This window comes from Enterobacter sp. WI-ESBL-E8 (assembly GCF_053364895.1).
Genome location: NZ_JBRWXJ010000001.1, coordinates 626,863 through 653,264, shown reverse-complemented (window position 1 = coordinate 653,264; position 26,402 = coordinate 626,863). Strand labels below are relative to the sequence as shown.

Here is a 26,402-nt window from a genome sequence, read left to right as displayed (position 1 = left end):
GAAAATGAGAGAAATAAAAAATTAAGAATGAGATGAATTATTACCGGATGGTTATTTCTCTTTCATAATTAAATTAACGCAACCAACGAGGAGGTATTTATGACGATTCGCAATAATCGGACAGAAATTTCACTGGCTCTTGGTGAAGCGGTATTAGACATCGTCCAGAAAGGACATGAAGTGTCGCGAGAAAATCTGGCGCAGGCGATGAAAATAAAAGCGGAAAAAGAGCGCGATGACGAACGCCTTCTGAACTACTGGAAGGCGTGTAATATGCTGGTCTAAACGAGGCGGCGTTGAGCCTCACTCAACGCCGCCCTCCGCTACTCGTCGAAGTACCAGTATCCCTGGTTAATCAGCCCGGTGAGCTCTTCAACAAACGCCGGGTTATTCAGCGCATCGCCCAGCTCAGCCTGGCCGAGTTCGGTGTAGCGGCACAGCGCATCCGCCGCCTTCGCGTCTACCGTCTCCAGCTGTTCGCTGTTGATGAAGAAGCTGCCGTTGATGTTCAGCACGCGCAGGCCGCTCAGGCGAGACAGCGTTTCGCCGCCCTGCAGCGCGTCCAGCACCTCTTCCGGCGCGTACGGCGGCTCGGCGGCTGCGATATCCAGCTCGTGGCGCGGCGTCGAAACAAAGCTGCCGAACCACTTCGTGAAATCATCTGGTTTGCTAATCATGTCGAACATCATCTGACGAATGCGATCGAGCTCGTACTGCTCCACGCGGCCAGGGTGCTCGCGACAGGTCAGATCCGGATCGCTGTAGTGCTCGCCGCCCAGATCGTTTTCCAGGGCGTAGTCGGCGAAGCTGCTGATCAGATCGCGGCCGTTTGGCCCGCGGAAGCCAACGGAGTAGTTAAGCGCCGTCTCATGGGTAAAGCCGTCGTGCGGGAATCCAGGCGGGATGTAGAGGATATCGCCCGGGGCCAGATCTTCATCGATGATTGGCTCGAACGGATCCACATGCAGCAGCGCCGGGTGCGGGCAGAACTGACGCATCGGCAGCTTGTCGCCCACGCGCCAGCGGCGGCTGCCCATCCCCTGAATGATAAACACGTCGTACTGATCGATATGCGGACCCACGCCGCCTCCCGGCACGGAGAAGGAGATCATCAGGTCATCTAGACGCCAGTCCGGCAGGACGCGGAACGGACGCACCAGCTCCGCCGCGGGCATATGCCAGTGGTTCACCGCCTGCGCCAGCAGCGACCAGCCGGTTTCGCCCAGATCGTCAAAGTGCTCAAACGGACCATTGCTGGCCTGCCATTTGCCGTTGAAATGGCTCACCAGACGGCTATCGACTTCCGGCTCCATCGCCAGGCCTGCCAGCTCGTCCGGGGTAATCGGGTCGACAAAATTCGGGAAGGCATTTTTCAGCACAACGGGTTTTTTTTGCCAGTATTTTTCGAGAAATTCCGGCCAGTTCAGGTTCAGTTGATACGCCATGGGTAGCACCAGTGAGAGGGGAAACAGGCGCGATTATAGAAGAGACGGTACGAGGGGAACTTGTCATGGGTCAAACGAGGACGTGTAGGTCGGGTAAGGCGTAGCCGCCACCCGACACGTACACGGCGATAAAACCTTAATCCAGCTTCAGCTCGTCATAATGGGTAATCAGTTTACCCACAATGCCGTAATCCAGCGCTTCTGCCGGAGACATCCAGAAGTTGCGGTCGGTGTCTTTTTTCACTTTTTCCAGAGGCTGGCCGGTGGCGTCAGCGATCAGCTTGTTCACGCGATCCAGCATGCGGATGATCTCGCGCGCTTCGATCTCAATATCCGTCGCCTGACCGCGCACGCCGCCCAGCGGCTGGTGGATCATAAAGCGGGTATTTGGCAGCGAGTAGCGGTGCTCTTTTTTCGCCGCCAGGAAGATGGTGATCCCGGCGCTCGCCACCCAGCCGGTGCCGATGACGTGCACTTCCGGGCGGATGAATTTGATGAAGTCGTGGATGGTATCGCCCGCTTCCACGTGGCCGCCCTGGCTGTTGATGTACAGCTTGATCGGATCGTTGCTGACGCTTTGCAACAGGATCATCTGGGTGATCACTTTCTGCGCCAGCTCCTGGTTGATCTCACCGGAGATCACAATCGAACGAGACTCCAGCAGTTTTTGCTGCAGAGCGCCCGCGCCGTTTGACCCTTCCGCTTTATCCTTGTCGCTTTCTTTCAGTGTGTAGTGCATTGTTATTTCCTCAGCTTGTAGCGCTCAAAACCAGAGTGTAGCCTGTTTTACCGATCAAAGTCCTCACAGACAAATAACGAGGGAGCATATGCATATTGCCCATGTCGCACTCTGGACCCGCAGCCTCGAGGCGCAGGTTCAGTTCTGGGAAACGGTTTTTAATGGCCGCAGTAACGAACGCTACGTCAGTAAAAATCGTCCCGGTTTCGAATCTCACTTTATTACGCTGGATAACGGGCCGACCATCGAGCTGATGACGCTGCCGGATCTGCCTGACGCCCCTGCCCACCCGGAGTTTATCGGCTGGGCGCATATCGCCATCAACGTCGGCAGCAAAGCGCAGGTCGACGGCATGGCCGAGAGGGCACAGGCAAACGGCACGCTGCTCAGCGCCCCGCGCATGACCGGAGACGGCTTCTATGAAGCGGTGATCGCGGATCCGGACGGCAACCGCATTGAGCTTGTTGGTGCATAAAATCAGCGTTTCGTTGCTTAACCGCCCCGGTCACGTATCGCTATACTTCATCTTCATACGGTTATCATATTGTTAAATGATAATGATAGTTAATGTGTTAAGATGAAAGTCAGCATAAACAGTCTCTTACGTAAGCGTCGGGACTGTTTGCATCCTCGACATGTCAATCAGCACCGGGGCGGTGAATGGAACACATTGTGTATGTGGTAGATGACGATGACGCAGTCAGACAGTCCGTAATCGGGCTGCTGGACTCGGCAGACCTGAACGCCGTCGGCTTTTCATCGGCAGAAGCGTTTCTTCAACACCGCTTTGAAGAGCTACCGTCGTGCGTGGTCCTCGATATGCAAATGCCCACCATCTCGGGCTTTGAGGTGGCTGACGCCCTAAAGGACAGCGGGCGCGAGATCCCGATTATTTTTCTTACCGGCCACGGCACTATCCCGATGTCGGTGCGCGCCATTAAAGGCGGCGCGTACGAATTTCTCACCAAGCCCGTCGAATCCACCGCGCTGATCGACGCCATCGAGTCCGCGCTTCAGCTGGCGCAACACAACGCCGCGCGCAATAAAGAGCACTACGCCCTGAAGCAGCGCCATCTGTCCCTCACCCCGCGTGAACACGAGGTGCTGACGCTGGCGATAAGCGGCATGCTGAACAAGCAGATTGCCGCCGAGCTTGGCGTCAGCGAGATCACGGTTAAGGTACACCGTCGCCGCGTGATGGAGAAAATGCAGGTGCGCTCCGTGGCGGAGCTGGTCAGGGCCGTTGAGCGCCTGACCAATAGCCTGCCTGCGGAGTAACCTTTACCCTTCCTGCGCCGCCAGCGGCAGCGCAAACGCGAACACCGTGCCGTACGGCTCCCGGCGTCGCGCGCTCAGCTTCCCGCAGTGCCGCTCGATGATGCTGGCGCTGATGGTCAGCCCCATCCCCATCCCCTGCGCTTTGGTGGAGTAGAACGAGTCAAAAATCTGCTCCAGCCGTTCGGGCTCAATGCCGCTCCCGGTATCGGCGATCTCGACGATCACTTTCCCGTCCGCGTTGGCGGTGCTGAGGGTAATGGTGCTGGCGCGATCCTTGACCTCGGCCATCGCCTCTACCGCATTCATCACCAGATTCAACAGCACCTGCTGGATCTGCACACTGTCGCCGGTGATAAAGCTGTCCTGCGCCCTTAACAGATAATCAACGCTAATGTGTCGCTGCTCCAGCTCGCTGCGCGAAAGCGTGATGATATGGTGGATCAGGTAGTGCATGTCGATGCGCGAGAAGGTGGGATCCTGCTTGCGCGTCAGAGACTGGATGCTGCGAATGATCTCCCCCGCGCGCGCGCCTTCCGCGGCGATCTCCTCCAGCCCTTCGCGGACTTTGTCCAGCCGGGCGGGCTCGCGGTTGAGCCAGCGCAGGCTCGCCCCGGCGTTCGAGACGATCGACATCAGCGGCTGGTTGATCTCGTGGGCGATGGAGGAGGTCAGCTGCCCGACGGTGGTGGCCCGGGACACCCGCGCCAGATCCGCCTGCGCGACCCGCATGGCATCCTCCGCGGCGCGCTGGCTGGTGATGTCGGTGATGATGCCGTAATACTCGTTCACCTCGCTGCCCACGCCCACCGGATCGCCAATCCCGAGGATGTAGCGGGTTGAGCCGTCGGTACGCTTAACGCGAAACTCCGCGCGCATGGAGAGCCCGTCGCGCACGCTCCGGGTGACGATGGCGCTGATGCGGGCGTAATCGTCCTCATGAACGAAGGTCAAAAACTCCGCCATGGAGATCATCTTTTGCTGCTCGGGCAGGCCGAGAATGCGGGCGTACTCTTCCGAGACAAACATCAGATCCTGCTCCAGCTCCCAGCGCCAGCTGCCGGTGTGGCTGATCTGCTCGCCGAGCATCAGCGAGGTCTGGCTGGATCGCAGCTCTTTCTCCACCCGTCGGCGCTGGATGTTCTCCGCCAGCAGCTCGGCGTACAGCCGCGCCGTCTCCAGGGATACCGCGGCCTGCGCGCCCAGCAGGCTCACCACGCGCGAATGCTCGGCGGTGAAGACCTCCGGCATCAGGCGGTTTTCCAGGTACAGCACACCCACCAGCCGCGCCTGTTTGAACATCGGGACGCACATCACCGCCGCTCCGGATGTCACCAGATAGGGATCCTGACTGAAAGGATGAAACTCCTCCGGCCTGCCGGTGCGGATCTCCTGCCCGGTGCGGATCACCGCCGCCAGCACCGACAGCGGCAGGTCGGTCGCCGTCGGCACATCTTTCAGGATCCGCACCCGCACGCCCTCGGTGCTGGTCCAGGCGCTGGCCTCGATCTCCGGGATGAGGCTCTCGCTCACGCGCAGCAGCAGGCCGCGCTGCGCCCCGGCGCGTTCGAGCAGGATGGTCATCAGGTTTTCGATTAAGCGCTCAAGGTTAATCTCTTCCGACAGCGCGCGGGAGGCTTTGATGACGCTTTGCAGATCGCGGATGGTCTCGTTCTGGGCGAAGGCCACCGTGTCGTAGGCGCTGGCCTGCCCGGAGGCCAGCAGGTGCGGGAAATCCTGCTCCAGCTGGCGTACCTTGGCCTGCACGCCCGCGCGTCCCCAGGCGGCAATCGCGCCGCGGAAGTGCGCGTCCGAGGCGGTCGGGTAGCCGCAGGCCAGCGTAAAGCGCCCCGCCAGCTCGTGGGCCAGGGCGTTAATCGGGTTAAACCCGCCCTCGCGGGAGAGCCGGACCGCCTTCTCATACTGCTCCAGCGCGATGCTGTTCATCCCGTCCAGACGCACGATTTCGGCGTAGATCAGCGCCTCTTTATCCGCAAACGTGCCGGGATTAATGCGCGCCCAGAGGGCGATTTTGTCGTAGTGGGCGTGAATGCTGCGGCGGTGGTTCGCCGAGAAGGTCTCCGGCGTCAGCTGACGCGACAGCGCCAGGGCGCTGTAGAGATGGTAATCCAGCAGGTGAATATGTCCCGGCGCGGACCACGCGTACCAGCCCGCCATCTCGAGATCCGCCTGCGCGTCGGCGTACTCCCCGCAGGTAAAGTGCGCCATGCCGCGATACAGCCAGTACCAGAACAGCATGGTGGCGTTCTTCTCCGGCGCCTGCTCAGGCGACGCGGGAAGCAGCGCCTCCGGCAATACCTGCGACGCGGTCCAGGTGCCGATGACCGGCGTGCGCAGGAACTCAACGTAGCCGCGCTGAACCATCAAAATGGTTTCCACGTCCTGGAAGTGGGTTTTACGCACGAACGCCAGGCCGCGATCGATGCTGGTCAGCACCCCGTCCAGGTGATCGCCCCGCGAGAGAAAGTTAATCACCTGATGGCAGGCCGCAAAGCAGGCCATCGTCATATCCCCGTGGGTCACCGCCGAGGTGAAGCAGGCCTTCGCGCACTCGATGGTAAACGATAAAGGCTGGGTCCAGACGCTGAGCTGGTCGAGCGGCAGCAGGGTTTTGGCTTCGAAGGCATCGTAGCCGTGGCGATTGACCAGCTCGCGGGCCAGGGTGCCGTACTGGAACCCGAGGCGATATTCGGCGTAGCGGTGGCCCATCAGCACGCCAAACCAGGCCATCGCCGTGGTGGACGCGCCGGTAATGCCGTGGTCGAGGGTCAGGTGCATCATGCGGCAGAGCAGCAAAAAGTGCAGGCGCGGGCAGATGAAGCTGGCGCAAATGCTGGCGCTGTAGAGCAGGTTCATCACCGCTTCGGTTTCCGGGTTATCCATCCGCGACAGCTGGGCAAACAGGTTTTGCGGCGCGTCGGCCGTGCGGTTGCAAAACAGCGCCCATGCCTCGTCGCAGTCGGCATCTTCCGGATAACGGCTAATCTGGATCCCGAAAATCCCCAGCCAGCAGAGCGCCGCCTCCAGCGCCAGACGGCTGTCCGACTGGCGAATGTAGACTTCCACCAGCAGGTTGGCCGCCAGCGCCTTTTCGGTCAGCCCGCCGGGGCAGCCGAGAATGGCGTCACACAGCTCGCGGGTGCGCTCCAGATGCCCCAGCGCAAACTCGCAGCCCGCCTCTTCGATATCGAGCATAAAGTCTGACACCGTCCCGGCGTTGCCCAGCGCTCTGGCGGTCTGGATATAGCCGAGCGCCGAAAGGTAATCTCCCGAACGCTTCGCGCGCCGCGCGGCCAGCAGGCTCAGCTCGCGGAACATCTGGCGCTGCGGCGCGGGCTGGATGCTGTCCAGCGCGGCCGTGACGTGGTGAACGGCGCGGAACAGCAGCTCGTTCCCCGCCGCCTGACGCGCGGCGTCGGCCAGCAGGCTGGCGGTGGTCAGGTGAATATGGCTTTTCTCATGGCGATCCAGCAGCGCAAAGGCCGCCTCCTGCACCCGGTCGTGGGTGAAGGCATACTTTTTTTCCGTCAGCACGATGAGCTGGGCCATTACCGCCGGGTGCAGCGCATAGCGCATTTCCGCCATCGATATACCAACCACGCGGCAGATCATCTCCATCTCGCCCGTGCCGCCGAGGCAGGCAAGGCTGCCCAGCAGGCGACGCGTCTCGTCGGGCAGCTCTTCCAGCTTCTCCAGCACCAGGGTGACGACGTTTTCGGTGTAATGCCGGGCGCGGATGGCCTGCAGATCGTAGTGCCACTTGTCCTGATATTTGTTGTGCACCACCAGGCCATCATCGACGATGCGGCGGAAAAACTCGTGCACAAAGAGCGGGTTGCCGCCCGTCTTCTCGTGGATCAGCGTGGCGAGGTCGTTCGTCGCCGCGCTGCGGGTGCGAAATACCGTCGCCAGCCAGCGCGCCACCGCTTTCACGGAAAGCGCCTGCGGGACAATCTCGCTCGCGTTTTGCGCCGCCTCCGGCAGGCCTGCCAGCAGCGCCTGCAGGGCGGCGTCGGACACGGAACTGATATCCCGGTGGGCCGCGACCACCAGCAGCGGAACCGCGCCGCAGTTCATCAGCAGATATTTGAGCGTATGCAGGCTGGCGGCGTCGCTCCACTGGAGGTCGTCGAGCACCAGCACCAGCGGACAGCCCTGCGAGGCAAAGGTTTTTACCAGCGCCAGCACCATGTGGCTAAAACGCGCCCGGGCATCAATGGAAAACGTATCCGCCGAGAATCGCGGCTTGCTCTCCAGCAGCAGGCCCAGCTCGGGCACCAGGCTAACGGCCAGCGCCTCGTGCCCCTCCAGGGCGCGGGAGAGGCGGATTTTCCACTTCGCCACGTCCTCTGCGGGCAGCCCGAGCAGGTGCAGCGTCAGGGTGCGGAACGCGGAGCTTAATACGCCGTAGGGCAGCGACGGCGAAAACTGATCGACTTTGCCCACCGCCAGCAGCACCGTACGCTGCTGCAGCGTTTTGAGCGCCGTCGCGATGATCGAGGATTTGCCGATCCCCGACGGCCCGCCGATCGTCACCAGCTCCGGCACCAGGTTCTGCCCCACCCGCTCAAACGCAGCAATGACGTCGTTCGCCTGCGGATGGGTCGCGAACAGGGAGTCCGCCAGATGGATCGCCGGGGTGCGGTCCTGCTGGCCGGGGGTAAAGGCGACGATCTCGCCCTCGCAGGTCAGCGTTGCCTGGCAGCGGCGGAGATCGGCAATCAGGCCGTCGACCGTCTGGTAGCGGTTATCGGGGTGCTTTTCCAGCAGCTTCAGGATGATGGTCGACAGCATTTCCGGCACGTCAGGGCGGATCGCGTCCGGGGCCAGCGGCGCCGAGGCAATATGGTAGTGCGCCCAGTGGGTCCGATCGTCCTCCCCCAACTCAAACGGCAGGCGCCCGGTCAGGAGTTCATACAGCACTATGCCGAGACTGTAGAGATCGCTGCGGCCGTCGACGGGGCGCTGGGTGCGGGTGGTGTGCTCCGGCGACATATACGCGGGCGTACCGCCTGAAACGGCAAGCCGGGTCTGGGTGATGGCATCGGAGAGGCTGCTGGAAAGACCAAAGCTGCCCAGACGGCAGGTGGCATCGTGCTGAACAAAAATCGTGCCGGGCTTGATATCCCCGTGGATCAGGTTTTGCAAATGCATCTGGCGCAGGGGAACGCAGATCTGGATCGCCATCTCGATAAAGCGCGCGATGCCCGAGATCGCCCTGCCCGCGCGCCGCGCCAGCAGCTCAAACGCAAACGGGGCGTACACCAGCGCGAAGCGCCCGCGGTACTGGGTGGAGGCAACGGCGCGGATGGCCCAACTGTCCTGCAGCACGTCGCGCAGCGCAAACTCGTTTTTGAGCAGCCGGGTGGCCCGCTCTTCCTCTTCGTCGCTTACCGCGGTGGCGATAATGAACGAGCCGCCGGAATGGGGATGTCGCGCGTGCATCCAGGCGATACCGCCCTCCTGCGCCAGCACGGTAAAAATCACATCCTCTTTAAGGACAAAAACCCGCCCCTGGTGAAGATTCCCCTGGGCGGGCCAGAATGCAGGCTGCTCGTGTTCGTTCATCCGCGATCCTTATTGTCGGCGGGCCAGCTCCCGCTGAAGATGATCCAGCAGAATATCGATGTTAATGGGCTTTCGCAAAAATGCAGCGGCGCCCAGATTAAGAGCGTACCGCTGCATATTTTCATCAGCATGACCGGAGATAAAGATCACGGGCGGAGGCGGTACGGCCAGCAGCCGCAGCTTGTCAAACAGCTCCAGGCCGCTCATGCCCCGCAGCTTGATATCGGCGATCACCAGCGCCGCGCCGGACAGGGCGAGAGGATGGCTGAGAAATACCTCTGCCGAATCAAACGTATCGGTCGAATACCCTTCCGACTCCAGGAGATTACTCAGCCCGCTGCGGACGGAACGTTCGTCATCAATGATGGCAATGCGCCACGGCAGCGTCATGCTGTCTTTCCTCTGGTAAATCATTAAACGTCGCGATCGTCCTTCGCGGGCGCAGGAGGCGCCGTGCCGCTGATTTTCGGTACGCATTCGTGACGAAACCAGGCGAGGGTAAGCGGTTCGCGACTCAGTAAACGCCGTCCCACCGGGATGAGCTGTTCGCCCACCAGCATGCCAAACAGGCCAAGCAGGGCGACAACCGGCGGCGCCGGGGAATGGACGTCGAGCAGAGCGTAAATTACCCCAGCAGCCACGCCGCACACCAGCGAAATTATCCATGCTTTCATGAGGACGCTCCCGTCTGCGAGTTGGCCTGCGGAACGGTTACCTGAGGAGGGGGCACGCCGTCGCGGGATAACAGATGGCGCGTCACCTGTTCACCCGCCAGCATCCCCAGCAGGCCAATCAGCGCCAGCGCGGGCGGCGCGGGGGAGCGCACCTTCAGCACGGCATACATCAGGCCAATCAACACGCCTGCCGCAAGGGATATCAGCCCAGTACTCATTGTGAACTCCAGAGAAAGAGGCAGCGGCGAGCCGGATGAGGGACCAGCCCGCCAGCGGGGCTTAGCGAGCCGGGACCGGCGCTAAGGTGCGGTGCTCGCTCTTCTGGCGAGACGGCGCTTTGTGCACCATGGTGTAGGCGTAATCCACGCCCATGCCGTACGCGCCGGAGTGCTCGCGCACGATATCCATCACCGCGGTGTAGGTCTCTTTACGCGCCCAGTCGCGCTGCCACTCCAGCATCACCTGCTGCCAGGTCACCGGGATCACGCCCGCCTGGATCATACGCTGCATCGCGTAGTCGTGGGCTTCTCTGGAGGTGCCGCCTGACGCGTCCGCCACCATATAAATTTCGTAGTCGCCTTCCAGCATCGCGCACAGGGCGAAGCTGTTGTTGCACACTTCGGTCCACAGACCGGCAACCACCACCTTCTTCTTGCCGTTGGCCTTCAGCGCGTCGCGCACCTTCTGGTCGTCCCAGGAGTTCATGGAGGTACGCTCCAGAATGTCCTGACCCGGGAACACGTCCAGCAGCTCAGGATAGGTGTTACCGGAGAAGCTTTCGGTCTCAACGGTGGTGATGATGGTCGGAATGTTGAACACTTTGGCCGCTTTCGCCAGCGCCACGGTGTTGTTTTTCAGCACCTGGCGGTCAATAGACTGCACGCCAAACGCCATCTGTGGCTGGTGGTCGATGAAAATAATCTGACAGTTCGCAGGGGTTAACACTTCGAGCTTTGAAGAGGTCATAGCATTTTCCAGTGGTTAAGGGTGAAATCGCCGCGAGCGCCGCGACGATAAAGTCACCCTCATCCTGCGGTTTTCCGTCCCTGCGCGTAATTATCTCTTCGTATAGTTAACCTTAGGTATAGTTATACTTTGGTATACCTATCCTATTGTATAACTGGATCTTTGCCGAAACAGGTTCCCATAATCCTGACCATTCCCCTCTCAGTCAGGAGCAGTTATGGTTACCCTCGGTAAAGCCGATCTCATTCTGGTTAACGGCCAGTTTCACACCGTCGATCGCGAGAACCCCGTCGCGGAAGCCGTTGCCGTGCGCGACGGAAAATTTCTGGAAGTGGGTACCGTCGCCGAGGTGATGCAACACCACTGTGACGGCACCAAGGTGGTCGACTTAAAAGGCCACACCGCCATCCCCGGCCTGAACGACTCGCACCTGCACCTGATCCGCGGCGGGCTGAACTACAACCTCGAGCTGCGCTGGGAAGGCGTGCCGTCCCTGGCCGATGCCCTGCGGATGCTGAAAGAGCAGGCCCTGCGCACACCGTCGCCCCAGTGGGTGCGCGTGGTGGGCGGCTGGACCGAGTTCCAGTTTGCCGAGCGCCGCATGCCGACCCTCGACGAAATTAACGACGCCGCGCCGGACACCCCGGTCTTCATCCTGCACCTGTACGACCGCGCCCTGCTCAACCGCGCCGCGCTGAAGGTGGTCGGCTACACCAAAGACACGCCAAACCCGCCGGGCGGGGAGATCCAGCGCGATGCCAACGGCAACCCGACCGGGATGCTGATTGCCCGTCCGAACGCCATGATCCTCTACGCCACGCTGGCCAAAGGGCCGAAGCTGCCGCTGGAGCAGCAGGTCAACTCCACCCGCCAGTTCATGTGCGAGCTGAACCGCCTGGGGCTGACCAGCGCCATCGACGCGGGCGGCGGCTTCCAGAACTACCCGGAAGATTACGAGGTGATTGCCGAGCTGCACGAGAAAAAGCAGATGACCATCCGCATCGCCTACAACCTGTTTACCCAGCGTCCGGGCCACGAGCTGGAAGACTTTGAAAAATGGACCGACATGCTCACGCCGGGCCAGGGCAGCGACTTCTTCCGCCACAACGGCGCGGGCGAGATGCTGGTCTTCTCCGCCGCCGATTTTGAAGACTTCCTCGAACCGCGCCCGGACCTCGCGCCGGGCATGGAAGACGAGCTGGAGCGCGTGGTGCGCCACCTGGTGGAGCACCGCTGGCCGTTCCGCCTGCACGCCACCTACAACGAATCCATCAGCCGCATGCTGGACGTGTTCGAGAAGGTGAACAGGGACATTCCGTTCAACGGCTTGCACTGGTTCTTCGACCACGCTGAAACCGTTACCCAGGCCAACATCGACCGCATCAAAGAACTGGGCGGCGGCATTGCCGTCCAGCACCGCATGGCCTTCCAGGGGGAATACTTCGCCGAGCGTTACGGCATCGAAGCCACCCGCCACACGCCGCCGGTGGCGAAAATGCTCGAGACCGGCGTGCCGGTGGGCTTAGGGACGGACGCCACCCGCGTGGCGAGCTACAACCCGTGGACCGCGCTCTACTGGCTGGTCTCCGGGCGTACCGTCGGCGGGATGCAGATGTACGATCACAGCGCCCGCCTGGATCGCGATACCGCCCTGATGCTCTGGACCCAGGGCAGCGCGTGGTTCTCCAGCGAGCAGAACCAGAAGGGGCAGATCAAGGTCGGCCAGCTTGCCGATCTGGCGGTGCTGAGCAAAGACTACTTCCGCGTGCCGGAAGAGGAGATCAAGGGCATCGAGTCCGTCCTGACGGTGGTGAACGGCGACATCGTCTACGCCGCAGGCAGCTTTGGCCCGCTTGCGCCGCCGGCCATTCCGGTCCTGCCCGAGTGGTCCCCGGTGGTCAAGGTGCCGGGCCACTACCGCAGCGCGCCGCCGCAGGCCGCACGCGTCGGCATGAGCCCTATCCATCACTGCAGCGGCCCGTGCGGGGTTCACAGCCACCAGCATGATTTCGCCCGCACGTCAGAGATGCCGGTGTCCGACGATAACGCTTTCTGGGGGGCGCTGGGCTGCAGCTGCTTTGCATTCTGATGAAAAACACCACTATGCCGCCCCGGGTCGACCTGGGGCTGTTTTTCCTGCGCCTGACCGGCAGCCTGCTGCTGCTGTACGTGCATGGCCTGCCGAAGGTGCTGCACTTCAGCGAAGAGCTGACGCGCATTGAAGATCCGTTCGGCTTCGGGCCCTGGGCGAGCCTGATCCCGGCGATTGTCGCCGAGGTGATCTGCCCGCTGTTTATCATTGCGGGGGTTTACACCCGCCTGGCGAGCCTGCCGATTATCGCCGTGCTGCTGGTGGCGATGCTGGCGGTCCACCCGAACTGGTCGATTGCCGAAGGGCAGTTTGGCTGGCTGCTGCTGATTATCTTCACCACCCTTGCCTTCACCGGGCCGGGCCAGTGGCGGCTGCAGCGTAAGGCAGCGGAGAGGTTCTCATGACCCAGGTTAACGACGTTCGCGACGCACACGTCGAGACGACGCCCGCACCAACGGTTTCACCCTGGCAGCCGCTGAGCCAGCCGGTGTTCCGCATGCTGTGGATCGCCACGGTGGTCTCTAACGTCGGCTCATGGATGAGCGACGTCGGCATCAACTGGAGCATGCTGACCCTGAGCGCCGATCCGCTGGACATCGCGCTGGTGCAGGCGGCCAGCAGCCTGCCGATGTTCCTCTTCGCCCTGCCGTCCGGGGTGATGGCGGACATCGTCGACCGACGTAAATACCTGCTCTTCTCCCAGCTGTGGGTGTTCATCGCCGCCGCCGGGCTGACGGTGCTCTCCTTCACCGGACACGTTACCCCCACCGTTCTGCTGGTGGCGACGTTTCTGCTGAGCGTGGGCGCGGCGATGAGCTCGCCGCCGTTCCAGGCGGTGGTGCCCGATCTGGTGAGCAAGCCCGAGCTGGGCGCCGCCGTGGCGCTCAACTCGCTCGGGGTGAACATCAGCCGGGCGATTGGCCCCGCGCTGGGCGGTTTTCTGCTCTCGCTCGCCGGGCCGTGGATGGTGTTTGCCCTCAACGCGCTCTCCGTGGTCGGCGTGGCGTGGGTGCTGTGGCGCTGGCGTCCGGCCCCGTCCATACAGCGTCTGCCGCCGGAGCACTTCTTCTCTGCGGTGCGCTCCGGGATTCGCTACGTGCACGCCGCGCCGGTGCTGCGCAACGTGCTGGTGCGCACCGTGGCCTTCTTCGTTTTCGGCAGCGCGGGCTGGGCACTGCTGCCGCTGGTGGCGCGCCGCGAGCTGGGCTTAGGCCCGGCGGGCTACGGCGTGATGCTGGCGTGCATTGGTCTGGGGGCGATTGCCGGGGCCATCCTGCTGCCCCGTCTGCGCCAGCGGCTGAACGCCGACCGCCTGATGGTGGCCGCCAGCCTGACCTTTGCTCTCACCATGCTGGCGCTGGCGTTCGTACGCCACTTCTGGCTGCTGAATCTGTTTGAGTTTTTCACCGGCTTCGCGTGGATTTCGGTGCTGTCGACCCTCAACCTCGGCGCGCAGCGCAGCGCCGCCCGCTGGGTGAAGGCCCGCGCGCTGGCGGTTTACCTGACGGTGTTCTTCGGCTCGATGACCACGGGCAGCGCCATCTGGGGGCAGATCGCTTCCCGGTTCGGCACCCCGACCTCGCTGGTAGTCGCCACGCTGGGGATGGTGCTGGCAAGCGCCACCGTGTTCCGCTGGAAGCTGGGCAAAGATCCGGACCTGAACCTCGACCTGAGCGGCCAGCCGCTGGACGGCGTGGAGATTGACCTGCCGAACGAGCGCGGCCCAGTGCTGGTATCGCACGAGTACATCATCGACCCGCACAACGCGAAGGCCTTCCTCGAGGCGGTCCACGAGCTGCGCCGGGTGCGCCGCCGCGCCGGGGCGATGAGCTGGGCGGTATACGAAGATATTGAGCGCCCCGGCCTGTTTATCGAGACCTTCCTGATGGGCTCCTGGATTGAGCATCTGCGCCAGCAGGAGCGCCACACCATGAATGACCTCCTGCTGCAGAGCCGCGTTCTGGCTTTTCATCAGGGCACAACATCACCGGCAATACGCTACCTGGTCGCGCCGGTATAACCATAATCATCACCTGCACAGGAACACACTATGGCAACGTTTAAGGCAAAAGACGGCACGCAGATTTACTACAAAGATTGCGGCGCGGGCAAACCGGTTCTCTTCAGCCACGGCTGGCCGCTGGACGGCGACATGTGGGACAGCCAGCTGAACTACCTGGCCGAGCGCGGCTTCCGCGCCATCGCCTTTGACCGTCGCGGCTTTGGCCGCTCGGATCAGCCGTGGAACGGCTACGACTACGACACCTTTGCGTCCGACATCAACGATCTGATCACTACCCTGGACCTGCAGGACGTGACGCTGGTGGGCTTCTCCATGGGCGGCGGCGACGTGACCCGCTACATCAACAACTACGGCAGCGCGCGCGTGGCCGGTCTGGCGCTGCTGGGCGCGGTGACGCCGATCTTCGGCAAATCCGACTCCTTCCCGCAGGGTGTGGATCAGAGCGTGTTCGACGGCATTCGCGACGGGCTGCGTAAAGATCGCGCCCAGTTCATCAGCGATTTCGCGACGCCGTTTTACGGCATCAACGCCGGGCAGACCGTCTCTGCCGGAGCCCTCACCCAGACGCTGAACATCGCCCTGCTGGCGTCTTTGAAGGGCACCATCGACTGCGTGACCGCCTTCGGCGAAACCGACTTCCGCCCGGATATGGCGAAAATCGACGTGCCGACGCTGGTGATCCACGGCAGCAACGACCAGATCGTGCCGTTTGAAAGCACCGGCAAGCTGGCAGCAGAGATGATCAAAAACGCCACGCTGAAGGTGTACGACAACGCGCCGCACGGCTTCGCGTTGACCCACCAGGACCAGCTCAACGAAGATCTGCTGGCGTTTGTGAAGTCGCTGTAATCCTTTAAATGCGAAGCCTGATGGCGCTTCGCTTATCAGGCCTACAAGGGCTGGTCCTGTAGGCCGGGTAAGGCGCAGCCGCCACCCGGCGCTTTCGCAGACGCGTTCCGCTCCGCCAGCAGCCGACAAATCTCCGCGTGTTTCTCCTCGGTGAAGGTAAAGCGCGACATAAACACGATGCGGATCACCGATCCAATCGCCGGCAGCAGGCAAATCCCGAAGAACAGCCCCGACAGCACGCCTGCACTCTGGATTTGCGCCTGCGGCACGTAGCCGATCATCGTCAGGAACACGCCGATTAGCCCGCCTCCCACCGCCACCGACATCTTGCCGGTAAAGGTCTGCCCGGAGAAGGTGATCGCCGCGCAGCGCTTGTGGGTGTGGTACTCCGCGTACTCGATGGTGTCGGCAATCATCGACGAGGTGAGGATGTTGGTCATCATCACGAACAGCGTGCTCAGGCCGAGCAGAATAAACAGCATCGTCACCTGCTGATACCCGACAAACCACATCACCACGCGCACCGCAACGTCCAGCGCGCAGAGGATCATAAACAGCTTCCGCTTCTGCATCCGGCGCGTCAGCATCGGCGCAACCAGGCACAGCACCGCCGCCACAATTCCCATCACGCCAATCGCCATCTGCAGGCTGCCGTCGCCCAGATTATTGATAAAGAAGTAGATATACAGCCCGCCCGCCACGTTGTGGAACACGCAGAAGAAGAACGACAGCAGGACGATAAACAGCGGTTTGTTCTGACGCAGGTTGTGGAAGGTGTCGCGGATGGTCACCTTTTCCGGGCTCGGCGGCACGCGCTCTTTGATCTGCATAAAGCCGTTGAGCATCAGCGGCAGGCCCACCAGCATCATCACCAGCGCCGCCATAAAGTAGCCTTTATCGTTGCTGTACTGGGCGAAGAACGCCGCCAGCTTCGGGAAGAAGATATTGGCGCAGGCAATCCCGGCGTTCACCCCGAGCATCGCCGCCGTCACCGCGCGGGTGCGCTGGGCGGAGTCGTTGGTCATCACCGACGACATCGACCAGAACGGGATATCGGAGATGGCGTACAGCGTCCCCCACAGGATGTAGGTCACCCCGGCGTAGAGGATTTTGGTGGTCATGTCCGCTTCGATTTTATAGAACGACAGCAGCGTGACACCGGTGATCAGCAAAGGGGCGATCAGCAAAAAGTGGCGAAACTTGCCGAACCGGCTGTTAATGGTGTCCATAATGCTGGCAAACAGCGGATCGTGAACCGCGTCCCACGCGCGGGCAATCAGGAAGATGGTGCTCGCCGCCAGCGCCGAGATCCCCAGCACGTCGGTGTAAAAATAGTTAATAAACGAACCCACTAAACCAAAGCTAAAACACTGACCTAATCCATAACCAAAATAAGACCACAGCTCGCGAGACGGTATTTTCATTGTCGTTGCCATTGATATATGCCTGCCTGTTTGCCCGGCGGTCGGCCGCCGGGTCGATATTATTAGCCTTGTGCCTTCGGGGCGATCTTGCGCAGCTGCTGCATCAGGGCGATTTCACGGCGCGAGAACGGAATGCCGTTCTCCTCGAACACGTCGTGGAACCAGAGGCGGCAGTAGTCCGTGGACTCCTTCATCACCACCGGCCACGGCAGCCACGTCTGGGTTTTGCCGCGCACCAGCCCCCACTGGTACGGCGCGACCTTCGCCGCGTACATCAGCGGGAGCTGCTCTTCGATGGTGCTGCCCACGTGGCGCGCCAGCCATTCGGTACAGAACAGCGGTCGGCCGAGCTGTTGCAGCTGCTGGATAATCGCCGTCATCCGGCCGGTGTGGGTGTAGGCGTGGAAGCTCACCACGTCCGAGAGCGCCAGCGCGGTCTGGTCCAGCGGATGCTGGAAGAACGTCTCGCCCTCCTCTTCCGGCGGCAGACGCCACGCGCAGACGGTGAGCGGCTGGGTCGGGTCTTCTTCACGCACCCACTGGAACGCGAGCTTCATCAACTCGTGCGCGCAGGTCTCCAGCTTCGCGTCGTACTGCACCTCCTGCGTGCCGGTCGCGAAAATGCCGCGGTTGCCCGGCTCGTTGTACAGATCCCACAGCAGCACGCGCTTATCGTCGCGGAACTGGCGGACAACGTCGCGGATATAGCGCTCAATCTGCGGCCAGCAGTCGGGATCGCACACTTTGTCGCGCCCCGGACTCGCCGCCGCCTGGCTGTTGTGCTTGCCCGGCACCGGCGGCTTTTGCGGGCCGAGGTACGGCTCGTCGCCGGAGAAACCGCAGTCGTCCATCAGGGTCAGCATGGTGCTGAACCCGTGGCCGTCGGCAATCGTCAAAAAGCGGTCGATGCGCGCCATCAGCCCGTCGCGGTCGTGCTCCCAGACGATAAACGGCAGGTTGATGCGCAGGGTGTTATAGCCCGCCTCCGCCGCCCAGCCCAGCTCGCGCTCGATGGTGGCGGCATCGAAGGTCTCTGCCTGCCAGATATCGGTCCAGTTCACCGCCGTCGACGGCAGATAGTTAAACCCGCACAGCCAGCCCTTCTGCTTATACCACGCCTGTGCCTGCTCCCTGCTCCACTGCTCTTTCATTACGCGTCCTCTTACTGATAATATTTAGCTAATAAATATTAGTTGCAGGATAAATGCGCAAATCGCGGCGTTTAGAAAAGCGATGCCCCTCACAAAGTTCGCGCTTCGATGAATGAGAAACGTGATCGACGGCGCTAAAGCGTGCGGTTAGGGTATGATGCGAAGTCGCGAAAGGGAGAGGACGGATGAAGCGAAAAACGAAAGTGACGATGAACGATATTGCGCGGGCGGCAGGGGTGTCGCAGGCGACGGTATCGCTGGTGCTTAACCAGTCCCGCAACATCAAGCTCAGCGATGACACCCGCCAGCGGGTCATTAATGTGGCCACCGAGCTCGGCTATGACCGCCTCCCCGCCGTTCACGCCCCGCGCAACCAGGAGGAGATCGCCCTGCTGGTCAGCTCCATGCAGAGCTTCGACCCGTTTATCGACGCCATCAGCCAGGCGCGGGAAGCCGCGTGGCGCAACGAGACACTGCTCACCGTCTACGACTACGGCGACGACATCGAGCTGGCGCTGAACATCATCCGCCAGCTGGAGAAGCGCAACTGCATCGGGATTATTCTCGCGTCCCCGGTCACCACGCTGGTGGACATGACGGCGTTCCAGGACTGCACCCGCATCCCGCTGGTGCTGCTCAACCAGCGCGACCCCGGCTCGCCGCTGCTGCCGTCGTTTATCCCGGACGACTACGCCAACGCTTTCCAGGTGACTAAGCACCTCATCGCCTGCGGGGCGACGCGCATCGCCCATATCACCGGCGAGAGTTGGATGGAGGCCTCGCGCCAGCGTCTGGCGGGCTACCAGGCGGCGCTGCAGCAGGCCGGACTCGCGTGCGACGACGGCCTGGTGCGGCAGACCAACTGGCAGTTCAGCGAGTCCTTTACCGCCACCACGACCCTGCTGGAGCTGGCCGAGCGCCCGGACGCCATCTTCTGCGCCAGCGACTGGCTGGCGATTGGCTGCTATCAGGCGCTGGCGGTGAACGGCGTGCGCATCCCGCAGGACATGCTGCTGGCGGGCTACGACGACCAGAAGATCTCCGAGCAGCTCACCCCGCCGCTGACCAGTATCCAGCTGCCCTACAGCGAGCTGGGACGGCTGGCGGTGGAGTACCTGTGCAATCAGGAAGATGCCGCCACGCACGTGACGCTGGCGGGCAGGCTGAAAGCGCGCGCCTCAAGCCTCGTCTGAGGTAAACACCATGCCCGCATAGGGCTTCTCGCGACACGCCGCCAGCCGCGCGGCGAGGCTGCCCACGTGCAGCTCCAGCTTGTGCCCGTCCGGGTCGAGAAAATAGAACGACGCCCCTTCGCTTTTGTTCTGCTTCCAGACGGTGACGCCCGCCTGCTCAAGCCTTTGCGAGAACGGTTCAAAATCCTCCTCCGCCACGGTAAACGCGTAGTGGGTGTAGTCGCTCTCCTGCGGCGGCACGTACTGGCGCGCCTCGTCGTACGACAGGCAGACCCACAGGTCGCCGCAGGTGAGATAGGCCCCGGTATTCCAGCGGGCGTGCAGCGCAAGCCCCAGCAGCTCGTGCCAGAAGGTGACGCTTTTTTGCAGGTCGCTGACCGCGAGGGTCAGATGGTTGAGTGATTGCAGCATGACGTGCCCTTTTGTTTTTCGCGCCGGACGTGGTACGGTAAAAGCATGAACATAAACCACGCCGTGCTCACCGTAAACCGCTGGTGGCTGCCTTCTTAAAGGCGGCTCGGAGTAGTTTTCCCCATTTTCAGATAGCCGCCGAAAGGCGGCTTTCTCACATCTAAGACCCCTTTCGGCATTACAACGTTAAGGAGTCTTTATGAACAAGCCAACCATCCTCACCGGCGACCGCCCAACCGGCCCGCTGCACCTCGGCCACTTCGTCGGATCGCTGCGCCAGCGCGTGGCGCTGCAACAAACGCACAACCAGTTTGTGCTGATTGCCGACCTGCAGGGGCTGACCGACAACGGCAGCAACCCGCAGAAGATCCGCGACAACATTCCCGAAGTGCTGGCCGACTACCTCGCCGCCGGCATCGACCCGAACCTGACCACGATCTGCCTGCAGTCCGCCCTGCCCGCCCTCGCCGAGCTGACGATGTTGTATATGAACATCGTCACCGTCGCCCGCGTGGAGCGTAACCCGACGGTGAAAAACGAGATTGCGCAGAAAGGCTTCGCCCGCTCGCTGCCGGTCGGGTTTATGGCCTACCCCATCAGCCAGGCGGCGGACATCACCGCGTTCAAGGCCGAGTGCGTGCCCGTCGGCGACGACCAGCTGCCGATGATTGAGCAGACCAACGAGATTGTGCACAAGATGAACAGCCTGCTGCCCGCCCCTGTGCTGCGCCACTGTAAGGCGATGCTGAGCGACACCAGCCGCCTGCCCGGCATCGACGGCAGCGCCAAGATGTCGAAATCGCTCGGCAATACGCTGCACCTTTCGGCCAGCGAAGAGACCATTCACCGTGCGGTCAGCGCGATGTACACCGACCCGAACCACCTGAAGGTGAGCGATCCGGGGCAGATTGAGGGGAACGTGGTGTTTACGTATCTCGACGCGTTTCATCCTGATAAGGACAAAGTGGCGGCGATGAAGGCGCACTATCAGGCGGGCGGGCTGGGCGACCGGGTGTGTAAGAACGAGCTGGAGGCGTGCCTGCAGGAACTGATTGCGCCGATGCGGGAGCGGAGAGCGATGTATATGCAGGACAAGGGAGAGCTGATGGCGATGCTGAAGCGCGGCACGGAACGGGCGCAGGGGGTGACGCAGGAGACGTTGAGGGAGGTGAAGGTTGGGCTGGGGGTGCCGGTGTTTTGAATAGGTGAGTTGATTGAGGTTGGGCGGCGGAGTGTGGGATTGGCATGACGCCGCTTAATTGTTTTAGAAAGCGGCTATGAAATATTTCATCCCTGCTTCAGGTTGCATATTCTTCGAATGATTATCATCAATAGCGCGGTAACGACGACCATCATCCCACCCAACACCCACAGGAATGATGGGTCTGCTTCACCATCAGCAAACCCCAAACCGGTGCGATTTAAAAAATCATTGCTGGCTTGAGATAAGTAATCGAGTAAGCCTCCCAGAGGAAACAGGACGATAAAGAAGGAAGCAATGAGGCATGCCAGACCAATCAGGATATTATTTTTTAACTTTGCATGACGCATAATCAGCCCTTCCTGTTACATCAATACGTCCATATGCCATCAACCCTTTACCACCAGGAACTCGAATCTTCTTACGTGCAAGCAAAGATTGTCTGACCAGTTGAAAATCAGGGATATTATAGAACGTTATGCATCCCCACGACTCTCCCTCACCATTCGGCCTCAATGGATGAAGTCGAAATGAGCCTCTGTCGACCCCATTCACAAATACGTTATCAGCCATGGTCGAAGCATTAAACAAGCCGAACCATTCAGAATGATCGGTCCCGCTCTTGAAGTCTTTTACAAACCGCTCTACCCGATTAGCAATACTGCCTTCCGGTGCATCAACGATCCAGTACGTACCCACAGGTAATGCTGCATTCCTGATAAAGGCGCACTCTGCAATATTGGTTACGGGTTCTATTCCTGAAAAAACGAAAAACGTCCCAACGCCATAAACGTGTAGTTTCAGCCTTCTTCCATCGGCGGAGACATCGTTGTAATCCATCCTACAAATTTGCATAGCAATCCTCCCTGTTGCTTTACGGAGAATGTTACAACCGATTTATTGGGTGCACCAGCGTAGACAGATAATTAATTTAAAAAAGAAAAAATACGGACATGTATATTCACATACGTATTAACTTATCCTTTTACAGGAATAATGAAGGGAGAATTTAGATATTATTCTTATTCTGCCAGACCATTTCTGCGCTTCACCGTAGGTATATCTCCAGTATCATTCAACGCCCCCGGAAACGTTTTTAACCACTGAGCGACTTTCTGCTTATTTATATTCACCACACTCATACCTTCCAGGCATCCCCATAATTCTCTTGTATGCTGTGGCGTAATCACGATGTAGTCTTTCATGGCGCGGATTTTCACCGGCATACCGTTGATAAAGCCTGCACGGGTTAACCATTCGCCGCCCAGGAGAAGGTATTTCATGTCTATGCGTGCATAGAGTTCACAGCAGGCGGCACTGTCCTGCGGCGTTTCCGCACGAGGATGGACGGGCGCCGCGTTGGGCGGGTTGCCGTGCAGACGGCGGGCGCTGTTTTTGCGTACCAGCTCGCGGTTTTCAATCATGCCGGTGAAAGCGTCTGATTCTGTTTTGCAAACCGTAAACTCTGGCTTAAAATTCGTCGCAGCCATTTTCAACTCCATTCTAGTTGGTTGTGGTTAGCGGTATGGGGGTGTTGCAGCACCTTCATATCGCGAATTCCTCGTTAAATATTCTTTGATACTTCCTTCGCCGTTCGGCGTAATTTCTGGTGCTTATTATACAGGGCTGAATATAAATACAGCGGTTTGGTGCGGGGTAAATTTGAAATTTGCGAGGGGGATTCAGGAAATAGTGTTGTGTGCGGTAAGCTCATGTTTTTGTTGATTGTGGGTTGATTGGTCTGGGTTTTGCGAGCATCATCGCAATTATTTACCTTCTTCCGTAACGCGATGGCTTCCAGCAAAACTCTCGAACAGGCAATTGCCGACATCACCATCTGGCGCAAAGGCGAACAGCGTGCGCCGCATAAGCCATTATTGCTTCTTTACGTGCTGGCGAACTATCAGCAGGGGCATGCGCGACTGTTTGATTACGGAACAGAGGTCCACGAGCAGTTGCTTAGCCTGCTAGAACGCTTTGGCCCACAGCGGAAGACGCATTACCCAAATATGCCCTTCTGGCGGCTTAAGAGGGATGGCTTTTGGGATCTTCAAAATACCGAGTTCTGTTCAACCACGGGTAGCAAACAGCCACCAGTAAAAGAACTTGTGGAACATAACGTCGCAGGCGGGTTTGATGAAGAACACTTTGCGCTGCTGAGTAAGAACAAAAACCTGATCGGCTCGCTGGCGCAGCAGATCCTTGAAGCGCATTTTCCTGAAAGCATTCAGGAAGAGATCGCTGATGAGATGGGTTTTGATATTCAGCAGATCCGTAAGGTTCGCGATCCGCTGTTCCGTCAGCAGGTGCTGCGTGCTTATAACTATGAGTGCGCAATCTGCGGTTTCAATATGCGGCATGATAATGCCTCCGTTGGACTTGAAGCTGCACATATCAAGTGGAAGCAGTTTGGCGGGCCGTGTGAGATCCCGAACGGACTGGCGTTGTGTGCGATTCATCATAAGGCGTTTGATAAGGGATCGATTGGGCTGGATGAGAGTATGCGGGTGCTCGTGTCTGAGGCGGTGAATGGGAATGGAATTGTTGGGAGACTTTTTTGGGATTTTGCCGGGAGGCAGATTGCTTTGCCGATGGTGAAAGGGAATTATCCAAGGGAAGGGTTTGTGGAATGGCATCGGAGGGAGGTGTTTAGAGGATGAGTGCGAAGGCCGGACTCGCACATCACTACTATCCTCATGATCTTAATACATTAAAAATTACCACAATGGGTATGATACCATCATTGATACCATCACGCGCACCTGTTTACTATAATCCACCAGGTTCAAACCAAGTATCAAGGTCAATTTTCATCAAGTATGCACTTTTTGAAACGATCTTAGTAAAATCGCAATGGGTAAGTGCCCCCTGCCATAAAGATAGGAGCTTCATTTTCACATATAATTCTACCTGCCATGATTATAGCCTAACATTGAAGCCCTCTTACACTTAAAATCGTTTACACTGCACACAACAAATATTATTCTATCTAAATATTCAAACATATTTACTAAGATAAAGGATATACATGAAATTAACTGACAGAATATTCGTAAAATTCTTTTATAAAAAAATAAAAATAATAATTCAGCGTTCGTACAAGAAAGGATATTCTCAGGGGAAAGATAAGGGTTATCGTAAAGGTCATGATGATGGTGTGTTAAAATATCACATTCGTCGCGAAATCGATACGTTCTCGATGTCCGCTATTGACAACTCGATTTATGGACCAGAAAATATTGGTGTTACGAGAGAATTAGAGCAACTCATGATTGAAAAAGTAAGAGTTGCAACTAAAGCTGGAATTATAAGTTCACCTTCCCCCTCTCAGTGGGAAATGATTTTTTCAGATCATCCAGCGACTTGCGTTGTTGCTGGTGCTGGCTCAGGTAAATCAACAACACTAATTCTTCGCGTAGTGTTTATGCATTTTTATTTAAAGATTCCATTAAATAAAATTACAGTAATATCATTTACAAAAAAATCATGTGAGGAGTTAAGTGAAAAGTTAAATAAAGTATTTACTTTTTGGGATGAAGGGTATGATAAAGAATCTGTTAATTCACTCGTCAGCACATTCCACTCTCTTATATATAGGTTTTCATTGAACTCAATGCCAGGAATAAGTGTTTTCGATTTTTTAGGCGAACATAAAAATGAGAATGAGTCTGCCTTGGAAATATCGTTAGGCAAAAAAAATAATGAGCAAATAGACATTTTGAAAAGCGTTTACACCGAGTTATATAATAATAACAAGGAATTCAAAATTTGTATTGATAAGCTTGTTGATTTTTCAATAACATCATCCTCTTCATCCGATGAAAAAGAGCAAAGAAGTTGGTTAATTAATTATGCAGCAGAGAGAGACCTTGCTCTAACAAAAAAAATTAATGATCTATGGTCTAAAGATGGGAAATGGCCTATAGAGGGAATTGTGCCTGGTCCCGTAAAGTGCTTTCATGTTAATGGAAATATTTTTTATGCTAATGGGTATGTTGAACATAATAAAATGCCGGTTTTTTTATCAGGTAATATTGGGAGTAAGAAATTATTTGATGGGAATGACTCTTTTGATCCTCATGAAACCGATCCCAAGAAAAAAGTACTTTTAAGTACTGCAATATCTATAAAAAACAAAATAGTTGCTGGATACAATAATAGAATTTCTATATTTATAAATAGCAATGACAAACTAAACTCAGTAAATAACTTTCTGAGAACATTTAAAACTGGCGAATCCCCTAGCAATTTTTCAATCAAGTTGCATGGTGAGTTAAACTCAACAAATATACTTGAACTTTTATATGACCAAGGCTCTTTTATTGAAAGTCTTGGCAAAGAAGTTGTTACGACAATATCTAATATTACGCTTTTTCGAGAAAAGGGTATTGAGTATTATTTCGCCAAGGCTTTGGCTTTATTCTGGCCATTATTTGAAGAGACTATCCATAAAAATAACATAATGACTTTCAATCGAATGTTCATAATGTTTTCAGATGAGTTAGTGTTGCAGCAAAGACGTGATTTATTCAAAAATAAATATGTTAGATTTGAAAATCTATTAGTAGATGAATTCCAGGACATTTCACCTCAAATAGCTAATTGGTTAAGGGCAATACATAAAGAAAATGCAATTTTAAGTCGAAGGCCTACGATAATGGCTATTGGTGATGATTGGCAATCAATATATTCATGGAGAGGCAGTTCTCCTGATATTTTCATGAATTTTTCAGATTTTTTCCCTGTGCATAAATCATTGGGAAAACATAAGACAGTTTTTATGATGGAAAACTATCGTTCGGATGCTGCGATTCTTAATGATGCTGAAAAAATGATGGCTTTAGTTAAAGGGAAAATCATAAAAGAATCTATATCATGCCGAAAACCTGATGGTGATGAGCATGGTGTCTATTGTTATGGGTATGATGATAAAAAAGATGATAATTCATGGAAAAATAAAGCAATTCAGCTAATTTATGAACAATTAAATATGGTAAAAAATCAAAAACATAAAGATAAAACTCATATTATAGTTTTGAGTCGAACTAATAATACACTTAAAGAAATAAGAGATTTTTATATAGAAAGATATGGCAGTATTAAAGGAATAAATTTTTTAACGATCCATAAAGCTAAAGGTTTGCAGGGGGAAGTATGTGTGATCTTTGATGATAGCAAAGCTCATATAGGACACATTTTAAGAAATGAAGTTTATAAACAGATTCCCTACTTCAAATATAGTTATGATCAAGCTATGATCGATGAGTCATATCGTTTGGCATATGTAGCTATAACACGAGGGATAAAAAGAGTATTCTGGTTTGCACCAAAAGGAAGTGATGGGGCATTCTCTCATTTTCGGTAAGGAAT

At 57.5% G+C, this 26,402-nt stretch carries 24 protein-coding genes; 11 read left to right on the top strand and 13 right to left on the bottom strand.

Annotation, left to right across the window (positions count from 1 at the left end):
• Positions 1 to 99 precede the first annotated feature (99 nt).
• Positions 100 to 285 carry a hypothetical protein gene (locus ACWHWP_RS03145; protein ID WP_010427252.1) on the top strand — a complete coding sequence of 62 codons (186 nt, stop codon included), beginning with the start codon at positions 100 to 102 and terminating at the stop codon, positions 283 to 285.
• Positions 286 to 323: 38 nt separating this feature from the next.
• On the opposite strand, the gene ACWHWP_RS03140 is transcribed toward ACWHWP_RS03145, so the two are convergent.
• Together ACWHWP_RS03140 and ACWHWP_RS03135 are read right to left on the bottom strand one after the other, a co-directional pair.
• Positions 324 to 1,445, bottom strand: coding sequence for a ribosomal protein uL16 3-hydroxylase (locus ACWHWP_RS03140; RefSeq protein WP_010427254.1), 1,122 nt, complete (start codon positions 1,443 to 1,445; stop codon positions 324 to 326).
• A gap of 136 nt (positions 1,446 to 1,581) precedes the next feature.
• Positions 1,582 to 2,184, bottom strand: a complete 603-nt coding sequence (locus ACWHWP_RS03135) for an ATP-dependent Clp protease proteolytic subunit (protein WP_008501342.1) — start codon at positions 2,182 to 2,184, stop codon at positions 1,582 to 1,584.
• A gap of 88 nt (positions 2,185 to 2,272) precedes the next feature.
• Here ACWHWP_RS03135 and ACWHWP_RS03130 point away from each other — a divergent pair, with 88 nt between their 5' ends.
• Positions 2,273 to 2,659, top strand: a complete 387-nt coding sequence (locus ACWHWP_RS03130; RefSeq protein ID WP_010427256.1) for a VOC family protein — start codon at positions 2,273 to 2,275, stop codon at positions 2,657 to 2,659.
• Between the two features lie 185 nt (positions 2,660 to 2,844).
• A complete protein-coding gene (locus ACWHWP_RS03125) occupies positions 2,845 to 3,462 on the top strand; it encodes a response regulator transcription factor (RefSeq protein ID WP_447855043.1) in 618 nt (205 codons plus the stop codon).
• A 3-nt stretch (positions 3,463 to 3,465) separates the two neighbouring features.
• Here the strand turns inward: ACWHWP_RS03125 and ACWHWP_RS03120 are convergent, their stop codons facing one another.
• From ACWHWP_RS03120 to ACWHWP_RS03100, 5 genes are all read right to left on the bottom strand, one after another.
• Positions 3,466 to 9,048, bottom strand: coding sequence for a trifunctional serine/threonine-protein kinase/ATP-binding protein/sensor histidine kinase (locus tag ACWHWP_RS03120; protein ID WP_447855042.1), 5,583 nt, complete (start codon positions 9,046 to 9,048; stop codon positions 3,466 to 3,468).
• A gap of 9 nt (positions 9,049 to 9,057) precedes the next feature.
• Complete coding sequence (locus ACWHWP_RS03115; protein ID WP_010427261.1) at positions 9,058 to 9,438, bottom strand: response regulator transcription factor; 381 nt, start codon at positions 9,436 to 9,438, stop codon at positions 9,058 to 9,060.
• Positions 9,439 to 9,461: 23 nt separating this feature from the next.
• Complete coding sequence (locus tag ACWHWP_RS03110; protein ID WP_023334358.1) at positions 9,462 to 9,722, bottom strand: XapX domain-containing protein; 261 nt, start codon at positions 9,720 to 9,722, stop codon at positions 9,462 to 9,464.
• A complete protein-coding gene (locus ACWHWP_RS03105; RefSeq protein ID WP_447855041.1) occupies positions 9,719 to 9,940 on the bottom strand; it encodes a DUF1427 family protein in 222 nt (73 codons plus the stop codon). Before ACWHWP_RS03105 ends, ACWHWP_RS03110 begins: the two co-directional genes overlap by 4 nt.
• 61 nt (positions 9,941 to 10,001) lie before the next feature.
• Positions 10,002 to 10,688: a hydrolase gene (locus ACWHWP_RS03100; protein WP_447855040.1), complete on the bottom strand. Its 687-nt coding sequence runs from the start codon at positions 10,686 to 10,688 to the stop codon at positions 10,002 to 10,004.
• A 217-nt stretch (positions 10,689 to 10,905) separates the two neighbouring features.
• On the opposite strand from ACWHWP_RS03100, the gene ACWHWP_RS03095 reads away from it, so the two are divergent.
• The 4 genes from ACWHWP_RS03095 to ACWHWP_RS03080 are packed head-to-tail and all read left to right on the top strand — an operon-like array spanning position 10,906 to position 15,652.
• Positions 10,906 to 12,777, top strand: coding sequence for an amidohydrolase (locus ACWHWP_RS03095; protein ID WP_447855039.1), 1,872 nt, complete (start codon positions 10,906 to 10,908; stop codon positions 12,775 to 12,777).
• Positions 12,777 to 13,184, top strand: a complete 408-nt coding sequence (locus ACWHWP_RS03090) for a DoxX family protein (protein ID WP_447855038.1) — start codon at positions 12,777 to 12,779, stop codon at positions 13,182 to 13,184. Before ACWHWP_RS03095 ends, ACWHWP_RS03090 begins: the two co-directional genes overlap by 1 nt.
• Positions 13,181 to 14,800: an MFS transporter gene (locus tag ACWHWP_RS03085; protein ID WP_447855036.1), complete on the top strand. Its 1,620-nt coding sequence runs from the start codon at positions 13,181 to 13,183 to the stop codon at positions 14,798 to 14,800. The genes ACWHWP_RS03090 and ACWHWP_RS03085 overlap by 4 nt, the downstream gene beginning before the upstream one ends.
• Before the next feature lie 30 nt (positions 14,801 to 14,830).
• Positions 14,831 to 15,652, top strand: a complete 822-nt coding sequence (locus ACWHWP_RS03080) for an alpha/beta fold hydrolase (protein WP_023293378.1) — start codon at positions 14,831 to 14,833, stop codon at positions 15,650 to 15,652.
• A gap of 41 nt (positions 15,653 to 15,693) precedes the next feature.
• Here ACWHWP_RS03080 and ACWHWP_RS03075 read toward each other — a convergent pair whose 3' ends face one another.
• Positions 15,694 to 17,088 (bottom strand): MFS transporter, encoded by a 1,395-nt coding sequence (locus ACWHWP_RS03075; protein WP_447855034.1) that lies wholly within the window; start codon positions 17,086 to 17,088, stop codon positions 15,694 to 15,696.
• 50 nt (positions 17,089 to 17,138) lie between these two features.
• Complete coding sequence (locus ACWHWP_RS03070; protein WP_447855032.1) at positions 17,139 to 18,227, bottom strand: cellulase family glycosylhydrolase; 1,089 nt, start codon at positions 18,225 to 18,227, stop codon at positions 17,139 to 17,141.
• Between the two features lie 185 nt (positions 18,228 to 18,412).
• On the opposite strand from ACWHWP_RS03070, the gene ACWHWP_RS03065 reads away from it, so the two are divergent.
• Positions 18,413 to 19,420, top strand: coding sequence for a LacI family DNA-binding transcriptional regulator (locus ACWHWP_RS03065; protein WP_447855031.1), 1,008 nt, complete (start codon positions 18,413 to 18,415; stop codon positions 19,418 to 19,420).
• Here ACWHWP_RS03065 and fosA read toward each other — a convergent pair.
• The gene (gene fosA / locus ACWHWP_RS03060; protein WP_023303023.1) at positions 19,406 to 19,831 is read right to left on the bottom strand and encodes a FosA/FosA2 family fosfomycin resistance glutathione transferase; all 426 of its coding nucleotides are present in this window, start codon (positions 19,829 to 19,831) and stop codon (positions 19,406 to 19,408) included. The two genes, ACWHWP_RS03065 and fosA, sit on opposite strands and share 15 nt — an antisense overlap.
• A 199-nt stretch (positions 19,832 to 20,030) precedes the next feature.
• On the opposite strand from fosA, the gene trpS reads away from it, so the two are divergent.
• The gene (trpS, locus tag ACWHWP_RS03055) at positions 20,031 to 21,032 is read left to right on the top strand and encodes a tryptophan--tRNA ligase (protein ID WP_447855029.1); all 1,002 of its coding nucleotides are present in this window, start codon (positions 20,031 to 20,033) and stop codon (positions 21,030 to 21,032) included.
• 86 nt (positions 21,033 to 21,118) lie between these two features.
• Here the strand turns inward: trpS and ACWHWP_RS03050 are convergent, their stop codons facing one another.
• The 3 genes from ACWHWP_RS03050 to ACWHWP_RS03040 all read right to left on the bottom strand — a co-directional run bounded on the left by ACWHWP_RS03050 (position 21,119) and on the right by ACWHWP_RS03040 (position 22,522).
• On the bottom strand, positions 21,119 to 21,382 hold the full coding sequence (locus ACWHWP_RS03050; RefSeq protein WP_063957403.1) for a hypothetical protein: 264 nt from the start codon (positions 21,380 to 21,382) through the stop codon (positions 21,119 to 21,121).
• Positions 21,357 to 21,887, bottom strand: coding sequence for a DUF2778 domain-containing protein (locus tag ACWHWP_RS03045; RefSeq protein WP_063957402.1), 531 nt, complete (start codon positions 21,885 to 21,887; stop codon positions 21,357 to 21,359). Before ACWHWP_RS03045 ends, ACWHWP_RS03050 begins: the two co-directional genes overlap by 26 nt.
• Before the next feature lie 167 nt (positions 21,888 to 22,054).
• Complete coding sequence (locus ACWHWP_RS03040) at positions 22,055 to 22,522, bottom strand: SymE family type I addiction module toxin (protein ID WP_447855028.1); 468 nt, start codon at positions 22,520 to 22,522, stop codon at positions 22,055 to 22,057.
• Positions 22,523 to 22,822: 300 nt separating this feature from the next.
• Here ACWHWP_RS03040 and ACWHWP_RS03035 point away from each other — a divergent pair, with 300 nt between their 5' ends.
• Together ACWHWP_RS03035 and ACWHWP_RS03030 are read left to right on the top strand one after the other, a co-directional pair.
• On the top strand, positions 22,823 to 23,692 hold the full coding sequence (locus tag ACWHWP_RS03035; RefSeq protein WP_447855027.1) for a phosphorothioated DNA-binding restriction endonuclease: 870 nt from the start codon (positions 22,823 to 22,825) through the stop codon (positions 23,690 to 23,692).
• A 368-nt stretch (positions 23,693 to 24,060) separates the two neighbouring features.
• Positions 24,061 to 26,397, top strand: coding sequence for a UvrD-helicase domain-containing protein (locus ACWHWP_RS03030; protein WP_029497367.1), 2,337 nt, complete (start codon positions 24,061 to 24,063; stop codon positions 26,395 to 26,397).
• The last annotated feature ends 5 nt before the right edge of the window (positions 26,398 to 26,402 follow it).

Bases quoted from the DNA above. Each gene is read 5' to 3' on its own strand.
- fosA (WP_023303023.1), bottom strand. From the start codon at position 19,831: ATGCTGCAATCACTCAACCATCTGACCCTCGCGGTCAGCGACCTGCAA.
- ACWHWP_RS03105 (WP_447855041.1), bottom strand. From the start codon at position 9,940: ATGAGTACTGGGCTGATATCCCTTGCGGCAGGCGTGTTGATTGGCCTG.
- ACWHWP_RS03080 (WP_023293378.1), top strand. From the start codon at position 14,831: ATGGCAACGTTTAAGGCAAAAGACGGCACGCAGATTTACTACAAAGAT.
- ACWHWP_RS03065 (WP_447855031.1), top strand. From the start codon at position 18,413: ATGAAGCGAAAAACGAAAGTGACGATGAACGATATTGCGCGGGCGGCA.
- trpS (WP_447855029.1), top strand. From the start codon at position 20,031: ATGAACAAGCCAACCATCCTCACCGGCGACCGCCCAACCGGCCCGCTG.
- ACWHWP_RS03100 (WP_447855040.1), bottom strand. From the start codon at position 10,688: ATGACCTCTTCAAAGCTCGAAGTGTTAACCCCTGCGAACTGTCAGATT.
- ACWHWP_RS03115 (WP_010427261.1), bottom strand. From the start codon at position 9,438: ATGACGCTGCCGTGGCGCATTGCCATCATTGATGACGAACGTTCCGTC.
- ACWHWP_RS03090 (WP_447855038.1), top strand. From the start codon at position 12,777: ATGAAAAACACCACTATGCCGCCCCGGGTCGACCTGGGGCTGTTTTTC.
- ACWHWP_RS03130 (WP_010427256.1), top strand. From the start codon at position 2,273: ATGCATATTGCCCATGTCGCACTCTGGACCCGCAGCCTCGAGGCGCAG.
- ACWHWP_RS03125 (WP_447855043.1), top strand. From the start codon at position 2,845: ATGGAACACATTGTGTATGTGGTAGATGACGATGACGCAGTCAGACAG.
- ACWHWP_RS03070 (WP_447855032.1), bottom strand. From the start codon at position 18,227: ATGAAAGAGCAGTGGAGCAGGGAGCAGGCACAGGCGTGGTATAAGCAG.
- ACWHWP_RS03135 (WP_008501342.1), bottom strand. From the start codon at position 2,184: ATGCACTACACACTGAAAGAAAGCGACAAGGATAAAGCGGAAGGGTCA.
- ACWHWP_RS03045 (WP_063957402.1), bottom strand. From the start codon at position 21,887: ATGCAAATTTGTAGGATGGATTACAACGATGTCTCCGCCGATGGAAGA.
- ACWHWP_RS03030 (WP_029497367.1), top strand. From the start codon at position 24,061: ATGAAATTAACTGACAGAATATTCGTAAAATTCTTTTATAAAAAAATA.
- ACWHWP_RS03110 (WP_023334358.1), bottom strand. From the start codon at position 9,722: ATGAAAGCATGGATAATTTCGCTGGTGTGCGGCGTGGCTGCTGGGGTA.
- ACWHWP_RS03040 (WP_447855028.1), bottom strand. From the start codon at position 22,522: ATGGCTGCGACGAATTTTAAGCCAGAGTTTACGGTTTGCAAAACAGAA.
- ACWHWP_RS03095 (WP_447855039.1), top strand. From the start codon at position 10,906: ATGGTTACCCTCGGTAAAGCCGATCTCATTCTGGTTAACGGCCAGTTT.
- ACWHWP_RS03050 (WP_063957403.1), bottom strand. From the start codon at position 21,382: ATGCGTCATGCAAAGTTAAAAAATAATATCCTGATTGGTCTGGCATGC.
- ACWHWP_RS03085 (WP_447855036.1), top strand. From the start codon at position 13,181: ATGACCCAGGTTAACGACGTTCGCGACGCACACGTCGAGACGACGCCC.
- ACWHWP_RS03120 (WP_447855042.1), bottom strand. From the start codon at position 9,048: ATGAACGAACACGAGCAGCCTGCATTCTGGCCCGCCCAGGGGAATCTT.
- ACWHWP_RS03145 (WP_010427252.1), top strand. From the start codon at position 100: ATGACGATTCGCAATAATCGGACAGAAATTTCACTGGCTCTTGGTGAA.
- ACWHWP_RS03140 (WP_010427254.1), bottom strand. From the start codon at position 1,445: ATGGCGTATCAACTGAACCTGAACTGGCCGGAATTTCTCGAAAAATAC.
- ACWHWP_RS03075 (WP_447855034.1), bottom strand. From the start codon at position 17,088: ATGGCAACGACAATGAAAATACCGTCTCGCGAGCTGTGGTCTTATTTT.
- ACWHWP_RS03035 (WP_447855027.1), top strand. From the start codon at position 22,823: ATGGCTTCCAGCAAAACTCTCGAACAGGCAATTGCCGACATCACCATC.